This is a genomic window from Nonomuraea sp. NPDC050227 (assembly GCF_044459705.1).
GTDB lineage: Bacteria > Actinomycetota > Actinomycetes > Streptosporangiales > Streptosporangiaceae > Nonomuraea.
Genome location: NZ_JBITJF010000013.1, coordinates 276,099 through 294,111 on the forward strand (window position 1 = coordinate 276,099; position 18,013 = coordinate 294,111).

At 71.2% G+C, this 18,013-nt stretch carries 16 protein-coding genes, 1 pseudogene and 1 riboswitch; of the genes and pseudogenes, 3 read left to right on the plus strand and 14 right to left on the minus strand.

Translation table 11 applies throughout. The features are described from left to right. Complete coding sequence (locus ACIBK9_RS41065; RefSeq protein ID WP_387645042.1) at positions 1-948, minus strand: LysR substrate-binding domain-containing protein; 948 nt, start codon at positions 946-948, stop codon at positions 1-3. A gap of 77 nt (positions 949-1,025) precedes the next feature. Between ACIBK9_RS41065 and ACIBK9_RS41070 the strand changes: the two genes are divergently transcribed. Then, a complete protein-coding gene (locus tag ACIBK9_RS41070; protein ID WP_397164295.1) occupies positions 1,026-3,269 on the plus strand; it encodes a M64 family metallopeptidase in 2,244 nt (747 codons plus the stop codon). On the opposite strand, the gene ACIBK9_RS41075 is transcribed toward ACIBK9_RS41070, so the two are convergent. From ACIBK9_RS41075 to ACIBK9_RS41105, 7 genes are read right to left on the minus strand one after another with little or no spacing between them, the layout of a single operon-like run. Next, the gene (locus ACIBK9_RS41075; RefSeq protein ID WP_358293041.1) at positions 3,216-4,208 is read right to left on the minus strand and encodes an aminoglycoside phosphotransferase family protein; all 993 of its coding nucleotides are present in this window, start codon (positions 4,206-4,208) and stop codon (positions 3,216-3,218) included. The genes ACIBK9_RS41070 and ACIBK9_RS41075 overlap by 54 nt on opposite strands. Before the next feature lie 18 nt (positions 4,209-4,226). Continuing rightward, positions 4,227-5,054 (minus strand): aldose 1-epimerase family protein, encoded by an 828-nt coding sequence (locus tag ACIBK9_RS41080; protein ID WP_397164297.1) that lies wholly within the window; start codon positions 5,052-5,054, stop codon positions 4,227-4,229. Positions 5,055-5,109: 55 nt separating this feature from the next. Then, positions 5,110-6,108, minus strand: a complete 999-nt coding sequence (locus ACIBK9_RS41085; RefSeq protein ID WP_352351719.1) for a LacI family DNA-binding transcriptional regulator — start codon at positions 6,106-6,108, stop codon at positions 5,110-5,112. Next, positions 6,089-7,498 carry a GH1 family beta-glucosidase gene (locus ACIBK9_RS41090; RefSeq protein WP_397164299.1) on the minus strand — a complete coding sequence of 470 codons (1,410 nt, stop codon included), beginning with the start codon at positions 7,496-7,498 and terminating at the stop codon, positions 6,089-6,091. The genes ACIBK9_RS41085 and ACIBK9_RS41090 overlap by 20 nt, the downstream gene beginning before the upstream one ends. Further along, positions 7,495-8,325 (minus strand): carbohydrate ABC transporter permease, encoded by an 831-nt coding sequence (locus tag ACIBK9_RS41095; RefSeq protein ID WP_397164300.1) that lies wholly within the window; start codon positions 8,323-8,325, stop codon positions 7,495-7,497. The genes ACIBK9_RS41090 and ACIBK9_RS41095 overlap by 4 nt, the downstream gene beginning before the upstream one ends. After that, on the minus strand, positions 8,322-9,278 hold the full coding sequence (locus tag ACIBK9_RS41100; RefSeq protein WP_358293031.1) for a sugar ABC transporter permease: 957 nt from the start codon (positions 9,276-9,278) through the stop codon (positions 8,322-8,324). Before ACIBK9_RS41100 ends, ACIBK9_RS41095 begins: the two co-directional genes overlap by 4 nt. A 56-nt stretch (positions 9,279-9,334) precedes the next feature. Next, entirely contained in the window at positions 9,335-10,675 is a 1,341-nt protein-coding gene (locus tag ACIBK9_RS41105; protein ID WP_358293029.1) for an extracellular solute-binding protein, read from the minus strand. A 599-nt stretch (positions 10,676-11,274) separates the two neighbouring features. On the opposite strand from ACIBK9_RS41105, the pseudogene ACIBK9_RS41110 reads away from it, so the two are divergent. Then, positions 11,275-11,594, plus strand: a pseudogene (locus ACIBK9_RS41110) (IS5/IS1182 family transposase); the annotation flags it as partial. Between the two features lie 28 nt (positions 11,595-11,622). On the opposite strand, the gene ACIBK9_RS41115 reads toward ACIBK9_RS41110, so the two are convergent. The 3 genes from ACIBK9_RS41115 to ACIBK9_RS41125 form a co-directional block, all read right to left on the minus strand. Further along, positions 11,623-12,138, minus strand: coding sequence for a hypothetical protein (locus ACIBK9_RS41115; RefSeq protein ID WP_397164302.1), 516 nt, complete (start codon positions 12,136-12,138; stop codon positions 11,623-11,625). Positions 12,139-12,325: 187 nt separating this feature from the next. Then, complete coding sequence (locus ACIBK9_RS41120; RefSeq protein ID WP_397164304.1) at positions 12,326-13,654, minus strand: RNA polymerase sigma factor; 1,329 nt, start codon at positions 13,652-13,654, stop codon at positions 12,326-12,328. Positions 13,655-13,699: 45 nt separating this feature from the next. Beyond that, on the minus strand, positions 13,700-14,137 hold the full coding sequence (locus ACIBK9_RS41125) for a YciI family protein (protein WP_352351707.1): 438 nt from the start codon (positions 14,135-14,137) through the stop codon (positions 13,700-13,702). A 155-nt stretch (positions 14,138-14,292) separates the two neighbouring features. Here ACIBK9_RS41125 and ACIBK9_RS41130 point away from each other — a divergent pair, with 155 nt between their 5' ends. Continuing rightward, the gene (locus ACIBK9_RS41130) at positions 14,293-15,111 is read left to right on the plus strand and encodes a class I SAM-dependent methyltransferase (protein WP_397164306.1); all 819 of its coding nucleotides are present in this window, start codon (positions 14,293-14,295) and stop codon (positions 15,109-15,111) included. 54 nt (positions 15,112-15,165) lie between these two features. On the opposite strand, the gene ACIBK9_RS41135 is transcribed toward ACIBK9_RS41130, so the two are convergent. The 3 genes from ACIBK9_RS41135 to ACIBK9_RS41145 form a co-directional block, all read right to left on the minus strand. Beyond that, positions 15,166-15,861, minus strand: a complete 696-nt coding sequence (locus tag ACIBK9_RS41135) for a CHAP domain-containing protein (protein WP_397164307.1) — start codon at positions 15,859-15,861, stop codon at positions 15,166-15,168. A gap of 13 nt (positions 15,862-15,874) precedes the next feature. Beyond that, a riboswitch (cyclic di-AMP (ydaO/yuaA leader) is annotated at positions 15,875-16,012 on the minus strand. A 117-nt stretch (positions 16,013-16,129) separates the two neighbouring features. Next, positions 16,130-17,083, minus strand: coding sequence for a Gfo/Idh/MocA family protein (locus tag ACIBK9_RS41140; RefSeq protein WP_397164309.1), 954 nt, complete (start codon positions 17,081-17,083; stop codon positions 16,130-16,132). A gap of 19 nt (positions 17,084-17,102) precedes the next feature. Continuing rightward, positions 17,103-17,924 carry an aldo/keto reductase gene (locus ACIBK9_RS41145; protein ID WP_397164311.1) on the minus strand — a complete coding sequence of 274 codons (822 nt, stop codon included), beginning with the start codon at positions 17,922-17,924 and terminating at the stop codon, positions 17,103-17,105. Positions 17,925-18,013 lie beyond the last annotated feature (89 nt).

Here is an 18,013-nt window from a genome sequence, read left to right on the forward strand (position 1 = left end):
TCAGGAGGGCAGGGGCGGGCGGCCGTAGCGGGCGGTCCAGGCGGTGTAGACCGGGCTGCGGGCCGCCACGGCGGCATGGGCCGCCCGGGCGCTCTCCAGCAGCGCCGGCGCGTGCGCGGCGAACGACGACCGCCAGATGAGCACCTGACGCATCCACAGCGGGTTCCCGCGCAGCGGCAGCACCGACACCCGCTCGCCCGGGTCGTAGAGCGCCTGGCAGGCCGACACCGCGTGCCCGGCCGCGATCAGCTCCCGCCGCACCCCGGCCTCCACGAGCTGGTACCGCCCGCGCGGCGTGAACCCGGCCCGCCGGCACGCCTCCAGCAGGTGCTCCGGCCAGCCCATCCCGTCGGGCGGCGGCAGCACCCACGGCTCGCCCGCCAGCTCGGCCAGCTCCACCTCGGCACGCCCGGCCAGCGGATGGGCGGCGGGCAGCGCCACGAACACCGGCTCGACCGCCACCACGCCCATCCCCATGGCCGGGCCGAGCCGCAGCTCGTGGTCGGGGTAGTCGGCCACCAGCGCCACGTCGAGCCGCCCGTTGGCCACCATGTCCACCAGCACCCGGACGTAGTGCTCGGTCTGCAGCGTGATCCGGGCCTCGGGCAGCGCGCCCGCCAGGTTCGCGACGAGGGGCACCACGACGGGGTTCTCGAAGCCGCCCACCCGGATCGCCTGCCCGGCCAGCTCGTACGGCCCCGCCGCCAGCAGGTCGTCCACCCCGGCGAGCACCACCCGCGCCCTGGCCAGCACGAACTCCCCGAACGCGGTGGCCGCCACGCCGCGGTGGTCGCGGGTGAAGACCGCCCCGCCGAGCAGGCGCTCGATCCGGCCGAGCTGGGCGGTGAGCGCGGGCTGGGAGACGCCGAGCGCCGCCGCGGCCCTGGTCACACTGCCGTGGTCGGCGATGGCGCGCAGCGTCCTGAGATGTCTCAGTTCGAGCTGCATCCCGCAGAAGCTATCACTCCGGAGTTATGCCCTTATGGGATGAGACTGCCGGATCCATCGGGCCGATAGTGCATGACATGCGTAGATTCGCGGCCCTGGTACTGGCCGCCGCCGTCCTACATGTCCCATCCGCCCATGCGTCGGCGGCCGCCGACGGGCCCGGCGCGGCCACGGTCGTGCCGGTCCAGGTCACCGGCGCCCCGGCCAAGCGGTTCAACCTGATCGTCATGGGCGACGGCTACACCGAGGCCGAGCAGGCGAAGTTCCGGGCCGACGTGGACCGGCACCTCAACGTGATGTGGTCGATCGAGCCGTTCAAGACCTACCGCGACTACATCAACGTCTACCGGATCGACATCGTCTCGGGCGAGTCCGGCGTGAGCTGCGACCCCGGCCTGGACGCGCCCCGCCGTACCACCCCGCTGAGCATGGGCTTCTGGGGCGGCTGCAACCCCGGCAGCGTGCAGCGACTGATCACCATGGACAACTCCGCCGCCACCCGGTTCGCGAACCTGGTCACCGGGACGACGTCGGGCAACCGGCAGATCCTCGCCCTGGCCAACAGCGGCACCTACGGCGGCGCGGGCGGCAGCTACGCCACCGCCTCGGGCAGCAACTCCATGTCCGCCCTGATCAGCCCGCACGAGCTCGGCCACTCCCTGGGCGGCCTGCAGGACGAGTACGACTACTACCAGCGCGGCGTCCCCGGCGGGACCTACGGCGGCTCCGAGCCCTCCAGCGCGCACCACAGCCTGCTGACCGAGCAGCAGATGCTCGACCAGCGCCGGAAGTGGTGGCGGTGGCTGGGCGAGGACAGCGAGTCCGGCGGCCCGATCGCCCGCTACGAGGGCGGCCTGTACTACACGAGCGGCGTGTGGCGGCCGAGCAGGCACTCCATGATGAAGACCCTCGGCTACTACTTCGACCAGGTCAGCCGCGAGGTCATGACCCAGCGCATCACCGCCAAGACCACGCTGATCCAGGACTCCACGCCCACCGCCGCGCCCGTCGGGGCCGACCGGGTGCTCTGGGTCGAGCCGATGCGCCCGGCCGGGCACTCGCTGACCACCACCTGGGCCGTGGACGGCAAGAACCTGCCCGGCGACGCCGACGTCCTCGACCTGCGCACGCTGGGCCTGGCCGCGGGCACGCACACGGTCACGGCCACGGTCGCCGACCCCACGGAGTTCGTCCGGGACCCGGCGATCCGGACCGCCATGAGCCGGACCCGCACCTGGACGGTGGACACCACGCTCACCACGCCGCCCGACGGCGTCCAGGCCGCCGTCGTGTCGTCCACGCCGACGGACCGCCCGGCCGGGCGCGAGGCCGTCGTGTACGTCGAGACCACCCACCCGGCGGCGTCCGTCCCCGCCGTCGCCTGGGCGCTGGACGGCCGGCCGGCGGGCACCGGCACCGAGTTCGACCTGGGCGCGGCCGACCTGGCGCCCGGCTCCCACACCCTCACCGCCACCCTCGGCGCCACCACGCTGACCTGGCAGGTCGACGCCGCCGCGCCCACCACCGGGTACGAGCTGTCCGAGCCGCTCGCCCGCTCCGGCGACACCTACGTCTACAACGGCCCGTTCACGATGAAGCTCACCGGCGACGACGACCGCGACGGCTACGTGGTCTCGGAGTCCCGGGTGGACGGCGACGGCTGGTTCAACTACTTCGGCTGGCCCACCTCCTCCGAGCTGCCCTGGACGTTCACCGAGCAGGGCACCGTCATCGACTCCCTGGTCTACGGCAAGCTGCCGCGCGGCCGGCACACCGTCGAGTACCGCTCGATCGACGCCGCCGGCAACTACGGGCAGGCCAAGAGCTTCACCGTCACCACCATCGCCCCGCCGCCCGCCTGCGACCGCACGGTCACCGGCGCGCACCGGGGCCCGCTCACCGTGGCCGACGGCGTCACCTGCCTTAAGGACGCCGAGGTCACCGGCCCGGTCACGGTCAAGGCCGGCGCCTCGCTGGTGACCGACGGCGGCCGGATCAGCGGCACGCTCACCGCCGCCGGGCCCGCCGCCGTGCACCTGATCAGGACGCGCGTGGACGGCGCGCTCAGCGTCACCGGCGCGGGCCGGCTCACGGTCGTGGGCGCCGAGCTGCGCGGCGCGGCCGTGCTCACCGGCAACACCGCGCCGATCCTGTCGGGCGTCACGGTCAAGGGCGCGCTCGCCTGCACCGGCAACACCCCCGGGCCGGCCGACCTCGGCGTGCCGAACCAGGTGAACGGCGCGGGCGGCGGTCAGTGCGGCAAGCTGTCAGCGGGCGTCAAGGGGAAGCCGTACGAGGCGGTCCAGGACGTCCGTCAGTGAGCTGACGGCCAGATCGCGGACCCTGGCGTACTCGGACTCCGGGTACTGCCGGGGTCCGTTCTCCACCAGCAGGATCAGGTAGAGGTAGGCGCGGTACAGATCCAGCCGGACGCGCGCCGAGGAGGTCAGCTCCAGCGGCGTCACCTCGCGGTAGCCGGCCAGCAGCGGGTCGTCCTCGCGCAGCTCGTCGAAGATCGTCGGGGTGACGAACTCGGCGATCGGGTCGCCCCAGAACGCCCGCTCGTGGTCGATGATCGCCTGGATGCGCGGCTCGCCGGTCAGGTCGAGGAACACGTTCCCGGCCCACACGTCGAAGTGCACCAGGCACGGCGTGGTCACCTCGTCCAGCACCGGCGCGGCCCGCTCGAAGACCGCCATGATCTCGGCGGCCGGGCGGGGCAGCGGCGCCGGGTAGCGCTCGGTGTCGGCCAGCAGCGCGCCCGCCATGGCCAGGAACGCCTCCCGCCAGGTCGAGCCGACGATCCCGGCGTGCGGGTAGCCGAACACCTCGCCGGTCACCGCGTTGAAGGCGGCCAGATGGCGGCCGAGCTCCCGGCGCAGCGCCTGCTCGCCCTCGGGCTTGACGTCGTTCCAGGAGACGCCGTCGAGCGCGGTCAGCATCAGGTAGTCGCCGCCGAGCACCGGGTCGTCGAACCCGGCCACCAGCAGCTCGGCCATCGGCACGCCCGCCGCGGCGGCCAGCTCGTAGGCGGCGGCCTCCATGCGCAGCAGGTTGCGCTCGTAGCTGAGCTGGTCAAGGTCGGGCGAGGGGGAGAGCTTGAGCACCACCTCGCGGCCGTCCTCCAGGGTCAGCCGCCACACGGCGTTGGCGTAGCCGTCGGTCAGCTCGACGGCCGTGAAGACACCGGCCCCCACGGCCCGTCTGGCCAGCGCGTCGAGCTCGGCGGGCGATAAGCGGCGCTTGGTCCTGCTGTCCACGCGAGGCCCCTTCCGGGTTCAGGCGACGCTGATCGTCCAGCTCGCCACGTGTTCGTCGCCCGGCCGCAGTACGACCAGGTCGGTGCCGGAGTTGAAGGCGTCGGGCGGGCAGGTCATCGGCTCGACCGCGACGCCCTCGTAGCCGAGCTGCCGGCTCGTGCAGACCTGCACCCAGGGCAGCACCGCCGGGTCCCAGGCGAGCCGCACCCCGCCGACCCGCACCTCGCCGCGGTCGAGCCCGGTGAAGGCGTGGTCGATCACGGTGTCGCCGACCGGGCGCGGCTTCCTGAAGTCGTACGGGGTGCCGGCGACGTCGGCCAGGCCGGCCGGCAGCAGCCGGTCGTCGGTCGTCAGGTAGCGGGCGGCGGGCAGCTCCAGCTCCTCACCCAGCAGCCACGGGTGGGGCCCGCAGCCGTAGGGGGCGTCGGCCTCGCCGGTGTTGCGGGCCGTGACCGTCGTGGTCAGGCCGCCCGCGTCGAGCCGGTGCTCGGCCGACAGCGCCAGCGTGAACGGGTAACCGGGCGCCTCGGCCAGCTCGTACGTCAGGCGCGCCCGATCGGCCCCGGCCTCGGCCACCTTCCAGTCGACGACGGCGACCAGGCCGTGCAGCGCGTGACCGCGGTCGGGCTCGGTCACCTCAAGCCGGTGCGAGCGGCCCTGGAAGGCGTAGCGGGCGCCGCCCACCCGGTTGGGCCAGGGGGCCAGGACGGTGCCCGCGAAGTAGGGGACCGGGCCCTGCTCGGGCCAGGTCGTCACCAGGTCGCGCCCGCCGTGCCGGAGCGTTCTGAGCGCGGCGCCGCGCGAGCTGATCTGCGCGGTGTAGCCGCCGCCTTCGAGCTGGGGCACGGGAGAAGGTCCTTTCGTCGGGCGTGCGAGCGAGCCGGGCCAGGATAACGCCTGGTCAGGCAGACTCTCGGCGTACCAGGTGCGTGTCGAGGATCACCACGGGCTGGCGCAGCTCCTCGCCGTTGATGCGGGCCACGAGGAGCTGGGCCATCTGGCGGCCCATGGCCTCCGTGGGCTGGTGGACGGTGGTCAGCGGCGGATCGGCGTGCAGCGCGGCCTTGGAGTCGTCGAAGCCGATCACGGCGACGTCGCCCGGGATGGCCTTGCCCGCGGCCTTGAGCACGCGCATCGCGCCCAGGGCCATCGGGTCGGAGGCGGCGAAGACGGCGTCGAGATCGGGATGGCTCTCCAGCAGCTCCTGCATGGCGGTGGCGCCGCTCTCCTCGGAGAAGTCGCCGAAGGCCACGATCTCCGGCAGCCCCGAGGGCAGCAGAGCGTCGCGGTAGCCGGCCAGACGGTCGACGCCCACGCCCATGTCCTGGGGGCCGGCGATCGTGGCGATCGCGCCCCGGCCGAGGCCCAGCAGGTGTTTGACCGCCTGCCGGGCCCCCGCCCGGTTGTCCATGTCCACGAAGCTGTAGGGATCGAGGCCGACGGGCCTGCCGCCGAGCACGGTCGGCACGCCCATCTCCTCCAGCCTGCCCGGCAGCGGGTCGGCGCCGTGCAGCGACAGCAGCAGCACGCCGTCGACGTGCTGCCCCGTCAGGTAGGTCTCCAGCCGCTCGTGCTCCTCGGGGGAGCGCGCCATCGCCAGGATCAGCTGCAGCCCGGTCTCGGCCAGCGCCGAGCCGATGCCGCGGATGGTGCCGGCGAAGTACGGCTCGTCGAAGACCCGGAACTGGGACTCCGACACCACCAGGGCGACCGTGTCCGTGCGGCGCGTGACGAGGGCGCGCGCCGCCCTGTTGGGCACGTAGCCCAGCTCGCGGATGGCCAGCTCGACGGCCTCGCGGGCCTTGGCGCTGACGTTCGGCGAGCCGTTGATGACTCTCGACACCGTGCCCCGGCCCACACCGGCCCGAGCCGCGACTGCCTCAAGAGTCGGTCGGTTCATGTCGCCTATTCTGCCGGATGATCTCCGAGTACCAGTGCGCGCTGTCCTTCAGCAGCCGCTCCTGGGTGTCGAAGTCGACGTGGACCAGGCCGAAACGCTTGCCGTAGCCCCAGGCCCATTCGAAGTTGTCCATCAGCGACCAGGCGAAATAACCCTGCAGGGGCACGCCCGCGTCGATCGCCTGCCGGCACGCGCCGAGGTGCGCCTCCACGTACGCCTGCCGCTGCGCGTCGTGGATGCGGCCGTCGGCCAGCACGTCGTCGAAGGCGGCGCCGTTCTCGGAGACCACCATCGGGATCGGCGGGTAGTCCCGCGCCACCCGGGTGAGCACCTCCACCAGGCCGTCCTCGTCGATCTCCCAGCCCATCGCGGTGACCGGCCGGCCGCCGTTGACGAACGAGACGTGCTCGCTGCCCACCCACGGCGAGGCCGTGTCCGTGGGGGCCGCCGCCGCCGACGCCCTGCCGCCGGGCGCGCCGGAGACCGTGAAGCGGCTGTAGTAGTTGACCAGCAGCACGTCGATCGGCGCGTTGATGGTCTTCATGTCGCCCGGCCGCACGAGGTCGTCGTCGATCGGGATGTCGTTCAGGACGTCCTCGGGGTAGCGGCCGGTCAGCAGCGCGTCCAGGAAGAACCGGTTCTGCAGGCCGTCGATGCGGCGGGCCGCGTCCAGGTCGGCCTCGCTGCCGGTCTCGGGGGAGATCGCGTACAGGTTGACGCAGCCGCCGGCGCGGCGCGCGTCCATCGCCTGGACGGCCAGGCCGTGGGCCAGGTTGAGGTGATGCGCGCCCCTGATCGCGTTGCGCGGCTCACGCCGGCCAGGGGCGTGCTCGCCCGAGGCGTAGCCGAGGAACGCGGCGCACCACGGCTCGTTGACCGTGCTGAAGGTGTGGACGTGGTCCTTCAGCGCCTCGTGCACGATCGCGGCGTACTCGGCGAAGCGGTAGGCCGTGTCGCGGTTGGGCCAGCCGCCCTTGTCCTCCAGCTCCTGCGGCAGGTCCCAGTGGTAGAGGGTCAGCCACGGGTCGATGCCGTTGTTCCGGAGCTCGTCCGTGAGCCGCTTGTAGAAGTCCAGGCCCTTCTGGTTGACCGCGCCCGAGCCGGTCGGCTGGATCCGCGGCCACGACACCGAGAAGCGGTAGGCCGTCAGGCCCAGGTCCGCCATGATGGCGACGTCCTGGCGGTAGCGGTGGTAGTGGTCCATGGCCACGTCCCCGTGGTGCCCGTTGAGCACCCGCCCCGGGGTCTTGGTGAAGGTGTCCCAGATGGACGGGCCGCGTCCGTCCTCGGTGACCGCGCCCTCGATCTGGTACGCCGAGGTGGCCGCGCCGAACGCGAAACCGGGAGGGAAGCGCAGCCCGGGACGAATCTGTTCCTCTTGTGTCGTCACGCCTTGACCGCACCTTCCATGAGTCCGCCGACGATCTGGCGGCCGAATGCGACGAATACCGCGATGAGCGGAATGATGGACAGCGCGGTACCCGCGAAGATCAGCGAGTAGCTGGTCGAGTAGCGCGCGTTGAGCGAGTTGATGGCGATCTGCACGGTCGGGTTGTCCGGCGTCAGCACGATCAGCGGCCACATGTAGTCGTTCCACATGAGCATGAAGGTGTTGATGCCGAGCACCGCCATGCCCGGACGCACGGCCGGCAGCACGACGTTCCACCAGATCCGCAGCGTCGCCGCGCCGTCCACCCTGGCCGCCTCGACCAGTTCGTTCGGCACGGCCTGGCGCGTGTACTGGGTCATCAGGAACACGCCGAACCCGTTGAGCAGGTACGGCAGGATGATGGCCTTCAGGGTGCCGGTCCACTCCAGGCTCACCATCATGCGGTAGAGCGGGACCACGCCCATCTGCTGCAGCGGCACCGCCATCGTCAGCAGCACGAGCAGCAGCAGGATGTTGCGGCCCTTGAACCGCAGGCTGGCGAAGGCGAACCCGGCCAGGGTGGAGATGATCACCACGGACACGGTGACGATCGCCGCGCTGAAGAAGGAGTTGGTCAGGCCGAGCAGGAAGTGCGCGTCCTCGTTCTCCAGCACCGCGACGATGTTCTCGCCGAGGTTGCCGCCGGGCAGGAACTTCGGCGGCACCGACACGGCGTCGGAGTTCGTGCGCGAGGCGATGACGAGCATCCAGTACAGCGGGAACGCCGACAGGAAGATCGCCACCCCGAGCATGACCCGCGTCATGACGGTCGGTTTCCAGCCGGTCACTTGGCGCCTCCGATCCGCCGGACGAACAGGAAGTTGACGGCCGCGCCGATGAGGATCAGCAGGAACAGCAGCCAGGCGGCCGCCGCGGCGTAGCCGTAGTCGAACTCGCGGAAGCCCTGCTTGACGACGAACATCGCCACCGTCTGGAACTGGCCCTGCGAGCCGCCGTCCACGTTGCCGTTGTAGAAGGTGGTCGGCTCGGAGAACAGCGTCAGGCCGCCGATCGTGGAGTTGAGCACCACGAAGATCATGGTCGGGCGCAGCATCGGCAGCGTGATCTGCCAGAACTGGCGCCGCCGGGACGCGCCGTCGATGGCGGCGGCCTCGTACAGGTCCTTGGGGATCGTCTGCATGCCGGCCAGGAAGATGATGGCGTTGTAGCCCGTCCAGCGCCAGTCGACCATCGCGGCGATGGCCAGCCAGGACGGGAAGCGCTCGGCCCGCCAGTTGATCTTGTCCCCGCCGAACCAGCCCAGGACCCAGTTGACCAGGCCCCAGTCACGCGCGAACAGCTGGGTGAACACCACCGCGACCGCGACCACCGAGGTGACCAGCGGCAGCAGCACGCTCATGCGGATCGGCAGGCGCCAGCGCAGCTTCTTGTTCAGCGCGTTGGCCAGGAACAGGGCCATCAGCATCTGCGGGATCGTGGCCAGCAGGAAGATGCCGACGGTGTTGGTGACGGCGTTCCAGAAGTCCTCGTCGGCCAGCAGCGCGGCGTAGTTGCCCAGCCCGGCCCACTTGGTGTCGCCGGCCAGGTCGTAGTCGTAGAGCGAGTAGTAGAGCGTGAAGGCCAGCGGGAACAGCCCGAAGGCGGCGAACAGCAGGAAGTACGGGGACACCAGGGCGTACGGCATGGCCTTGACGTCGAGTCGAGAACGCCAGAGGCGGCCGGGCGGGCGATCGCGGCGATGGTGGTTCCGCGCCGCCCGCGGAAGGGTGTCGAGGCTCATAACAGACCTTTCAGCGGCAAGCCCGGCCCGCCGGCGGCGGACCGGGCGGGGGAAGATCAGCCCGCGGCCTTCACCGCGTCGTCGACCAGCTGCTGCCAGGCCTTGTCGTAGGCCACCGAGCCGTCGTCCATGCCCTGGATGACCGACTCGACCGCGTTCTTGACCTGCGCGTGCTTCACCCCGAGGAAGACCGGCTGCAGGCTCTCCGCGGACTTGGCGAAGATCTCACCGATCGGGGCGTCGCTGAAGAACTCGTTCTTCGCGCCCTGCACGGCGGCGTCGGCCTGGGCCTTGCTGTTGCTCGGCATGTTGCCGAAGTCGGTGAAGATGCTCGCCTCGGTCTGCGCGCTGGTCAGGTAGTCGGCGACCTGCGCGGCCTCCTTCGGGTGCTTGGACTGCTTGGGCACGGCCACCCACGAGCCGCCCCAGTTGCCGCCGCCGCCGGGCACCGAGGCGACGTCCCACTTGCCCTTCATGCCGTCGCCGGCGTTGCCCGAGACCACGCCGAGCATCCAGGACGGGCAGCCGACCGTGGCGAAGGCGCCCTTCTGGGTGCCCGCCGCCCACTCGTCGGTGAAGTTGCGCAGCTTGGCCGTCAGGCCGGACTGGCTGAGCTTGGAGGCGAAGTCGAAGCCCGCCTTCACCGCCGGGTTCTTGTCGACGATGAGGTTGTTGTCCTTGTCGAAGTAGGCGACGTTGCCGTTCTTGGCCGCCTCCTGGTACAGCACCACGTTGTAGAGCGTGTTGGTGCCGTCGGTGAACTTGGTGTCCTTCACCTTCGCCTGGAACTGCTGGCCGACCTTCATGAAGTCGTCCCACGTCGGCCACAGGGCGGCGACCTTCTCGCGGTCCGTGGGCAGCCCGGCCTTCTTGAACAGGTCCGTGCGGTAGCACAGGCTCATGCCGCCGATGTCGGTGCCGAGGCCGAAGATCTTGCCGTCGGCCGTCACGCCGTTCTCCCACTTCCAGGCGGGGTAGTCGGCCTTGCGGCCCTCAAGGCCGTACTCCTTCAGGTCGGCCCACCACTCGGGGTGCGCCTTGGCCAGGCCCATGCCGCCCTCGTCGATGCCGACGACGTCGCCCGCCCCGTTGCCGGACTGCAGCCACTGGATCATCTGGGGCCAGTACTGCTGCTCGAACTGGTCGGTCAGGTGCTCTTCCTTGATCTGGATGTCCTTGTGCTCGGCGTTCCACTTCTCGATGGCGTTCTTGTAGCCGAAGTTGGAGCCACCGCCGAAGGTCTGCACCCGGATGGTGACGGGCTCGGCCGCCGCCGCGGAGGAGGCGGGGCTGTTGCCGGCGGCCGGCGTGTCGCCGCTGCCGCACGACGCGACGGTCAGCGCCGCCGCGGCCAGGGCTGAGGCCGCGGCCAGACCGCGACGCTTGCTGATCATCATGAGGGACCCCTTCTCGGGTGACTGATGGGAGGTGCACCGCGGCACGCGCTCCGCCGCGGTGGGAGTGTTTGGGAGCGCTCCCACAAAGGGTGCACTTACCGGCTGTGTCCGTCAATCCGCCGAAACGGAACCGTTACCAATCGTGCGTTTTGCCACCCAGAATCGGGATTTAAGGGGATGAAGGGTGTGAAGGGCTGTTTGGGAGCGCTCCCACCTCAAGAGACATCTTTCGTGCCGCATCAAGGGCATGTCGCCCGGACCCTCCGAGCTTGCTCCCGGTCAGGTATGGCTGTCACGGAGCGTGACGGTCGGCTGGCACGTTCCAACGCCTTGACCCGGGGCCCGCCCGCGGCGTCCGGCGCAGCGTCGGCGGCGTCCGGCTGAGTGGCTGCGCGGATGGGGGCGGTTGGGGAGACTGGTGGCAGAGCGGGTACGAGTCCTGGCGATCATGGAGTGGCACCATTGTGTGATCGTTGGGGAGACTTGTGCCTGTTCTGCCGCCCTGGCAGACCGAACCGTTGTGGGAGCAGTTCGCGGCCCTGTTGCCGATGCGGCCGGAGTTCCACCCGGGCCATTCGCGGCTACGACGATCCGCACCACTGGACCTGCTGGACGACCTCCGGCCCCTGCCCGACGACATCACCGTGCACCTGGACGCCGGCTGCGACTCCGACAAGACCCGCCCCCTGCTTGCCGAACGTGGCCTGGGCGGCCGGATCGCGCACAAGGCGAGAAGGCACCGGTCAAGGCAAGCGACAGGTGGCATGTGGAGCGTACCCATGCCTGGCAGAACGCCTTCCAGCGCCTCGCCCGCTGCCACGAACACCACGCGACGGTCATTGACGCGTTCTTACGCGGCCTGATCCGCCGGGCCTGGACAACGCACCGCTGGGACAACCGACCCAACCGCCACCCGTGAACACACGCCCGATGGCGCGTCGAGCGGTTCATTGCTCGTCGTCGAGGCCCTCGACGGCGACAGGCTGCCTTCCGTTGAACGTCACGAGGATTCCGTAGGGGTCCGCCATTCGGAGCCTGCTCTCCGTGAAACGGATTGCCCAGGTTCGGTCGGCCCACACGGTTGCTTCGGGAACTGCCAGTGGCAACTCCGGAAGGTCGAGCCAGCTCAGTTCCTCAGTGGTGAGTTCGAAGTGCGATTCCCGGAGTCGGGTGCGGCAGTACTCCAAAGCTCGGTCGACGAACACATCGAAGTGGCTCACGACGTCGTGAGCGAAATGGAGGGTGGCCTCTTCTGGCGGGGCGGCTGGCTCGATCACCAGACTCATCCCGGTCTCGACCGCGCCTGTCGGCTCCGGGAAGTAACCGGTCCAGCAGGCCAGCGATGGAGGGCTCTCCATCCTTCTCAACACAACCCCGGCGATACGCACGGTCGCGGGCAGTTTCGCGTCAACGCCAGGCTCTTCAGCGCCCGAGCTTCTCGTGGGGGCGCCGTTGTCGGTCATTGGCTCAGCATAGGTCCAGCCTGGTCACGATGATGATCGACAGCCGAGGCACGTAGCCACTTGCGCCCTCCGCCCCAAGCCCTATTCGCGCGGTCTGTAAGGGCCCGGCCCAGCGGTAGGCCCAGCGGTTGGCACGGCGGTCGGCAGAGTGCCCGCCACAGCGTCCGGCCTCAGCCTGATGCGGGCCTCAGCAGGCGGCGGCGCGTTCGTGGAGCAGGGCGCGCTCGCGGGAGTTGCGGGTCATCGAGGCCGCCCGTTCGAACTCGGCCCGCGCCTCGCCGCGCCGGCCCAGCCGGAACAGCAGGTCGCCGCGGACGCTCGGCAGCAAGTGGTAACCCTTGAGCGCCGGCTCGTCCACGATCTGGTCGAGCAGGTCGAGGCCCACCGCCGGGCCGTAGGCCATCGACAGCGCCACCGCGCGGTTGAGCTCGACGACGGGGGAGCGGGCCAGCCGGGCCAGCGACTCGTACAGGCTCGCGATGCGCACCCAGTCGGTGTCGCCGGGGTCGAACGCGCGGGCGTGGCAGGCCGCGATCGCGGCCTGCAGCGTGTACGGCCCCGCCGCGCCCACCCGCTCCTCGGCCCGTTCCTCGGCCAAGCTCTCCGCACGCTCCTCGGCCAGGCCCTTGGTTCGCTTCTCGGCCAGGCTCGCGGCCCGTTCCTCGGTCAGGCTCTCGGCTCGGGCCAGGGCCGCCAGCCCGCGGCCGATGAGCAGCCGGTCCCACCGGGTGCGGTCCTGTTCCAGCAGCAGCACCGGCTCCCCGGACGGCCCCACCCGGGCCGCCGCCCTGGACGCCTGGATCTCCATGAGCGCGACCAGCCCGTGCACCTCGGGTTCGGCGGGCATCAGCCCGGCCAGCACCCGGCCCAGCCGCAGCGCGTCCTCGCACAGGCCGGGCCGCATCCAGTCGTCGCCCGCGGTCGCCGAGTACCCCTCGTTGAAGATCAGGTAGATGACCTCCAGCACGGACGACAGGCGTCCGGCCAGCTCGGCGCCCTGCGGCACCTCGAACGGGACCTTCCGGTCGGCCAGGGTGCGCTTGGCCCGCACGATCCGCTGGGCGGCGGTCGGTTCGGGCACCATGAACGCGCGGGCGATCTCGTCGGTGCTCAGGCCGCCGAGCACCCGCAGCGTCAGGGCCACCCGGGCCTCCATCGACAGCGCCGGATGGCAGGCGGTGAAGACCAGCCGCAGCAGGTCGTCCTCGATCTCGTCGGGCTCGGGCGGCTCCCCGGCGGTCTCCAGCCGGTGGCCCAGCTCGGCCAGGTTGCGGGACATCCGCTCGTTCCTGCGGATCAGGTCGACGGCGCGGCGCTTGGACACCGTCATCAGCCAGGCGCCCGGGTTGCGTGGCACGCCCGATTCCGGCCACTGCTCCAGGGCCGCGACCAGTGCGTCCTGGGCCAGCTCCTCGGCCAGGCCGACGTCGCGGACCAGCCCGGCCAGGCCGGCGATGAGCCGGGGCGCCTCGATCCGCCAGACCGCCTCGATCGCCCGGTGGGTGTCGGAAGCCATCACCGGCTCATGACACCAGCACCGTCCGGGGTCCGCAAGCCGAGGTCAGCTCTCCCGCCCGCCCAGACGCCGGCGCATGGCCCTCTCCCGCTCGACCTCCGCCGGGTCGGAGGAGGCCGCGTCGGGCGCGTCGGAGGCGTCGTACACCCGCCACACGTCCAGGCCGATCCCGTCATAGCCCTCGGGGACGGGCACGCGCATGGCCCATTCCAGAGCCTCCTCCCTGGACTTCACCTGGATCAGCCAGAACCCCGCGATCAGCTCCTTGGCCTCGGCGAACGGGCCGTCGATCACCGTGGCCCGGCCGCCGCTGTAGGCGATCTGCGCGCCTTGCGAGCTCGGGTAGAGCCCTTCGGCGGCCAGCAGCACCCCCGCCTTGGCCAGCGCCTCGTTGTAGGCGTGCATGTTGTCGACGAGCTCCTGGCTGGGCAGCGCCCCGGCCTCGGTCTCCCCGTTGGCCTTGCCGACGATCATGAATTTCATCCTGCCGTCCCTTCCCTCCGCGGCCCCCGGGCGGAGCCGGCCTCGCCGAAGCGTCGAACGGGCGCCGGCCGGATCGACACGCGGGCGCGGACCGTCCGCTTCCAGGGCACCGTACCGGTCGTGCGGGCGGATGGCCGATGTGCCATCCTCGCCCCATGCCCCAACCCGCACCAGACGCCCCCGTCCCCAACCGGGCCCTGTGGGACGAGCGCGCCCGCGTCCACGGCTCCACCTCGGCCGACCGGTTCTACGACGTCGACGCCTTCCTCGCCGGCCGGCAGACCCTCTACCCGCTCGAACGCCGCCTGGCCGGCGACGTCGCCGGCCGGGACCTGCTCCACCTGCAGTGCCACTTCGGCCTGGACACGCTGAGCTGGGCGCGTCTCGGAGCGCGGGTGACCGGCGTCGACTTCTCCCCGGTGGCGGTCGCGCGCGCCCGCGACCTGGCGGCCAGGGCCGGGCTGGCGGCCACGTTCGTGGAGGCCGACACGCAGCGGCTGCCGGCGGAGCTGGCCGGCGGCTTCGACGTGGCGGTGGCCACGTACGGCGTGTTGTGCTGGATCGGCGACCTGGACGCCTGGATGCGCGGCGCGGCCATGGCGCTGCGGCCCGGCGGGCGGCTGGTGCTGGTCGACCTGCATCCGGCCTACCAGACGGTGGCCTCGCTCGACCCGCTGGTGGCCGACTGGCCCTACGGCGGCGGCCAGGCCCACCGGGAGACGGTGACCGGCACGTACGCCGACGCCGCGGTGGTGATCGGGACCCACGAGGCGGTGGAGTACCCGTACTCGGTGGGCGAGATCGTCACGGCGGCGGCGCGGGCCGGGTTCACGGTGGCCGAGCTGGGCGAGCACGTCGAGACCGACCTCGACCCGCGCGGCCTGCTGCCCGAGGGCGCGGACGGCCGGTACCGGTTCCCGTTCGGGGACTCGCACCTGCCGATCCTCTACTCGCTGGCGGCGGTCCGGCCCTGAGACGCGGCGAGCGCGCGTCCCTCGTGCGGGACGCGCGCTCGGAGCGGGCGGAGGTCAGCTCGCGTACTGCGGGTATCCGTAGCCGACGACCTGCGACTTAGGACGGACGCGCTCCTCGACCTTGCCGTTGCCGGTGTTGCCCTCGATCGTGGAGATCGTGCCGTCGCCGTTGTCCTTGACGACGAAGCCGACGTGCTGGATGGCGTCCAGGCTCTTGCTGCCGCCCCAGGAGAAGAAGACCACCGCGCCGGGCCTGGCCTCGGCTCCCCAGCGGTCGTTGGCGGCGAACCACTTGGCGTGGGCCACGGTCCAGGCGTCCCAGCCGACCTGCGGGCGGGCGCCGGTCTGCTCGCCGACCCAGGAGACGAAGATCGAGCACCAGGGGGCGTTCAGGTACATGGCGCGGGTGCCGCCGTCGCGGGCGATGGTCTCGGCGGCGCGCTTGGAGTCGGCGTACCACTTCTGGAACTTGGTGCCGCCGCCGTAGGCGTTCTCGGAGGTGCCGACCTGGGCCTTGGCCAACGCCAGGACCTGCTGGGCGGTGACGTTGACCTGGGTCTCCTCCGCCTTGCGGGTCTGGGCGGCGGCCTGTGGCGCGACGGCCGAGTGCCCGGCCGCGGCGGCCGGGCCGGCGCTGTCGGCGGCGGCGGCGGTGGCGTGGGCGCCGATGGCGGAGGCGAGGATGGCCGCGCCGAGCGCGGCGTGGGCGTAGGTGATCTTCGGGGCACGGATGGGACGGTGCGTGGCCATCGAGGGCATTGACTCCTTGCTTCCATGCCGCTTACCGGGTTAGCTGACGGGTTCGGACGTGGAAGCTGCCCTACGGCACCGAAGTGCCGATTCACCCCAAAGGACGTGGGTCCCCGGTTCCGCCCGAAGGCGGATTCAGCGGTCACAGGACGATCCTGTGAAATGTCTTGCGATGGTTGGACAAAGCCGGACAAACCGGACGTCTGCCGCGAGATGCCCCACAAGGTAATACATCGGGCAAGAGCTAGGCAAGTGGCTAAAGGTCCAGCTAGGAGAGTTGGGCCCGTGCTTCGGCCAGAAGCCCCATCATGGCAAGGGATTCGTCAAGCGGCATGATCTCGCTCTCCGTGCGGCCCTCGATCGTGGCCGCGCGCACCTCGCGCAGCTCGCCCGCGTACCCGTTGTCGGCCGGGTCGAGCACCAGCTCCTCCGTCTCCATCGACGGCCCCGACAGCAACACCCGCCGCGGCGCCCAGAACGGCGCCAGGATGTCAGCCCGCATCGACGTGCCCACCACGCTCGCGTCGTTGGCGTGATGTGCCAGCAGCGACACGTCCACCAGGGCCCGCCGACCGTCGGGGTACAGCAGCAGCCCGCCGGCCTCGGCGTCGACGCCGCTGGGCGCCAGCGAGCCGGCCATGCGCAGCTCCGCGGGCATGCCGAGCAGCAGCTGGGCCAGCCCGAACGGGTAGATCCCCAGGTCGAGCAGGGCCCCGCCGCCCAGCTCCGGCGCCCACAGCCGATGGGCGGGGTCGTAGGGCAGCGCGAAGCCGAACGAGGCCCGCACCGACCGGATCTCGCCGAAGCGCGGATCGGCCGCCACCCGCTGGATGAGCGGGTTGAAGCGCATCCACATGGCCTCCATGAGGAAGACCCCGGCCGCGCGGGCCAGCGCCACCATGCGCTCGGCGTCGGCCACGTCGGCCGCCAGCGGCTTCTCGCACAGCACCGACTTGCCCGCCGCGATGGCCGCCTCGGCCACCTCCAGGTGCTGGGCGTGCGGCGTGGCGACGTAGATCGCGTCTACGGCCGGATCGGCGCACAGGGCCTCGTAGGAGCCGTAGGCCGACTCCGCGCCCAGCTCGTCGGCCAGCGCCCGCGCCCTGAGCGGGCTCCGCGAGCCGACGGCGGCCACCCGCATGCCGGGCTCGGCCACGATGGCCGCCCCCACGGTACGCGCGATGCCGCCGGTCGCCGCTATTCCCCAGGTGAAATCTCGCACGACCGAGATCGTAGAGCGCTCAGGTCAGGTTGAACGAGTCGGGGTCGGGCCCGATCCGCCGCCCCGCGTTCATCGCGCCGATGGCCGCCATGTCCTCGGTGTCGAGGATGAAGTCGAACACGTCGATGTTCTCCTCGATCCGCGACGGCGTGACCGACTTGGGGATCACCACGTTGCCGAGCTGCAGGTGCCAGCGGAGCACGATCTGGGCGGGCGTCTTGCCGTACTTCTCCGACAGCACGCGCAGCGCCGGGTCGGCCAGCAGCCCCTTGCCCTGCCCGAGCGGGCTCCACGCCTCGGTCAGGATGCCGTTGGCCTCGTGGAAGGCCCGCATCTCGCGCTGCTGGAAGTACGGGTGGAGCTCGATCTGGTTGATCGACGGCGTGATGTCGGTCTCCTCCATCAACCGGGTCAGGGTGGCGATCGTGAAGTTGGAGACCCCGATGGCCTTGGCCCGGCCGTCCCGGTAGATCTTCTCCAGTCCCCGCCAGGCCTGCACGTACCTGTCCTGCTCCGGGACCGGCCAGTGGATCAGGAAAAGATCTACGTAGTCGAGGCCCAGGCGGGCCAGGCTCTCGTCGAAGGCCTGCTCGGCGCGCCCGTGGTCGCCGTTCCACAGCTTGGTGGTGACGAACACCTTCTCCCGTGGCACCCCGGCGGCGCGCACGGCCCGGCCGACGCCCTCCTCGTTCTCGTAGGCGGCGGCGGTGTCGACGTGCCGGTATCCGGCGCGCAGCGCGGCCGTCACCGCGTGCTCGGCGTCGTCGGCAGAGACCTGCCAGACGCCGAAGCCGAGCTGTGGTATCTGCACACCGTCGGTGTTGAGCATCAGCGAGTTCATACCCTCCATTGTTCACGTGTCGTTTCTTGCGGCTTAAGCAGGCCGGGCTACCTTGAGGCGGGTCGTGCAAGGCCATCCACCGGCTGGGG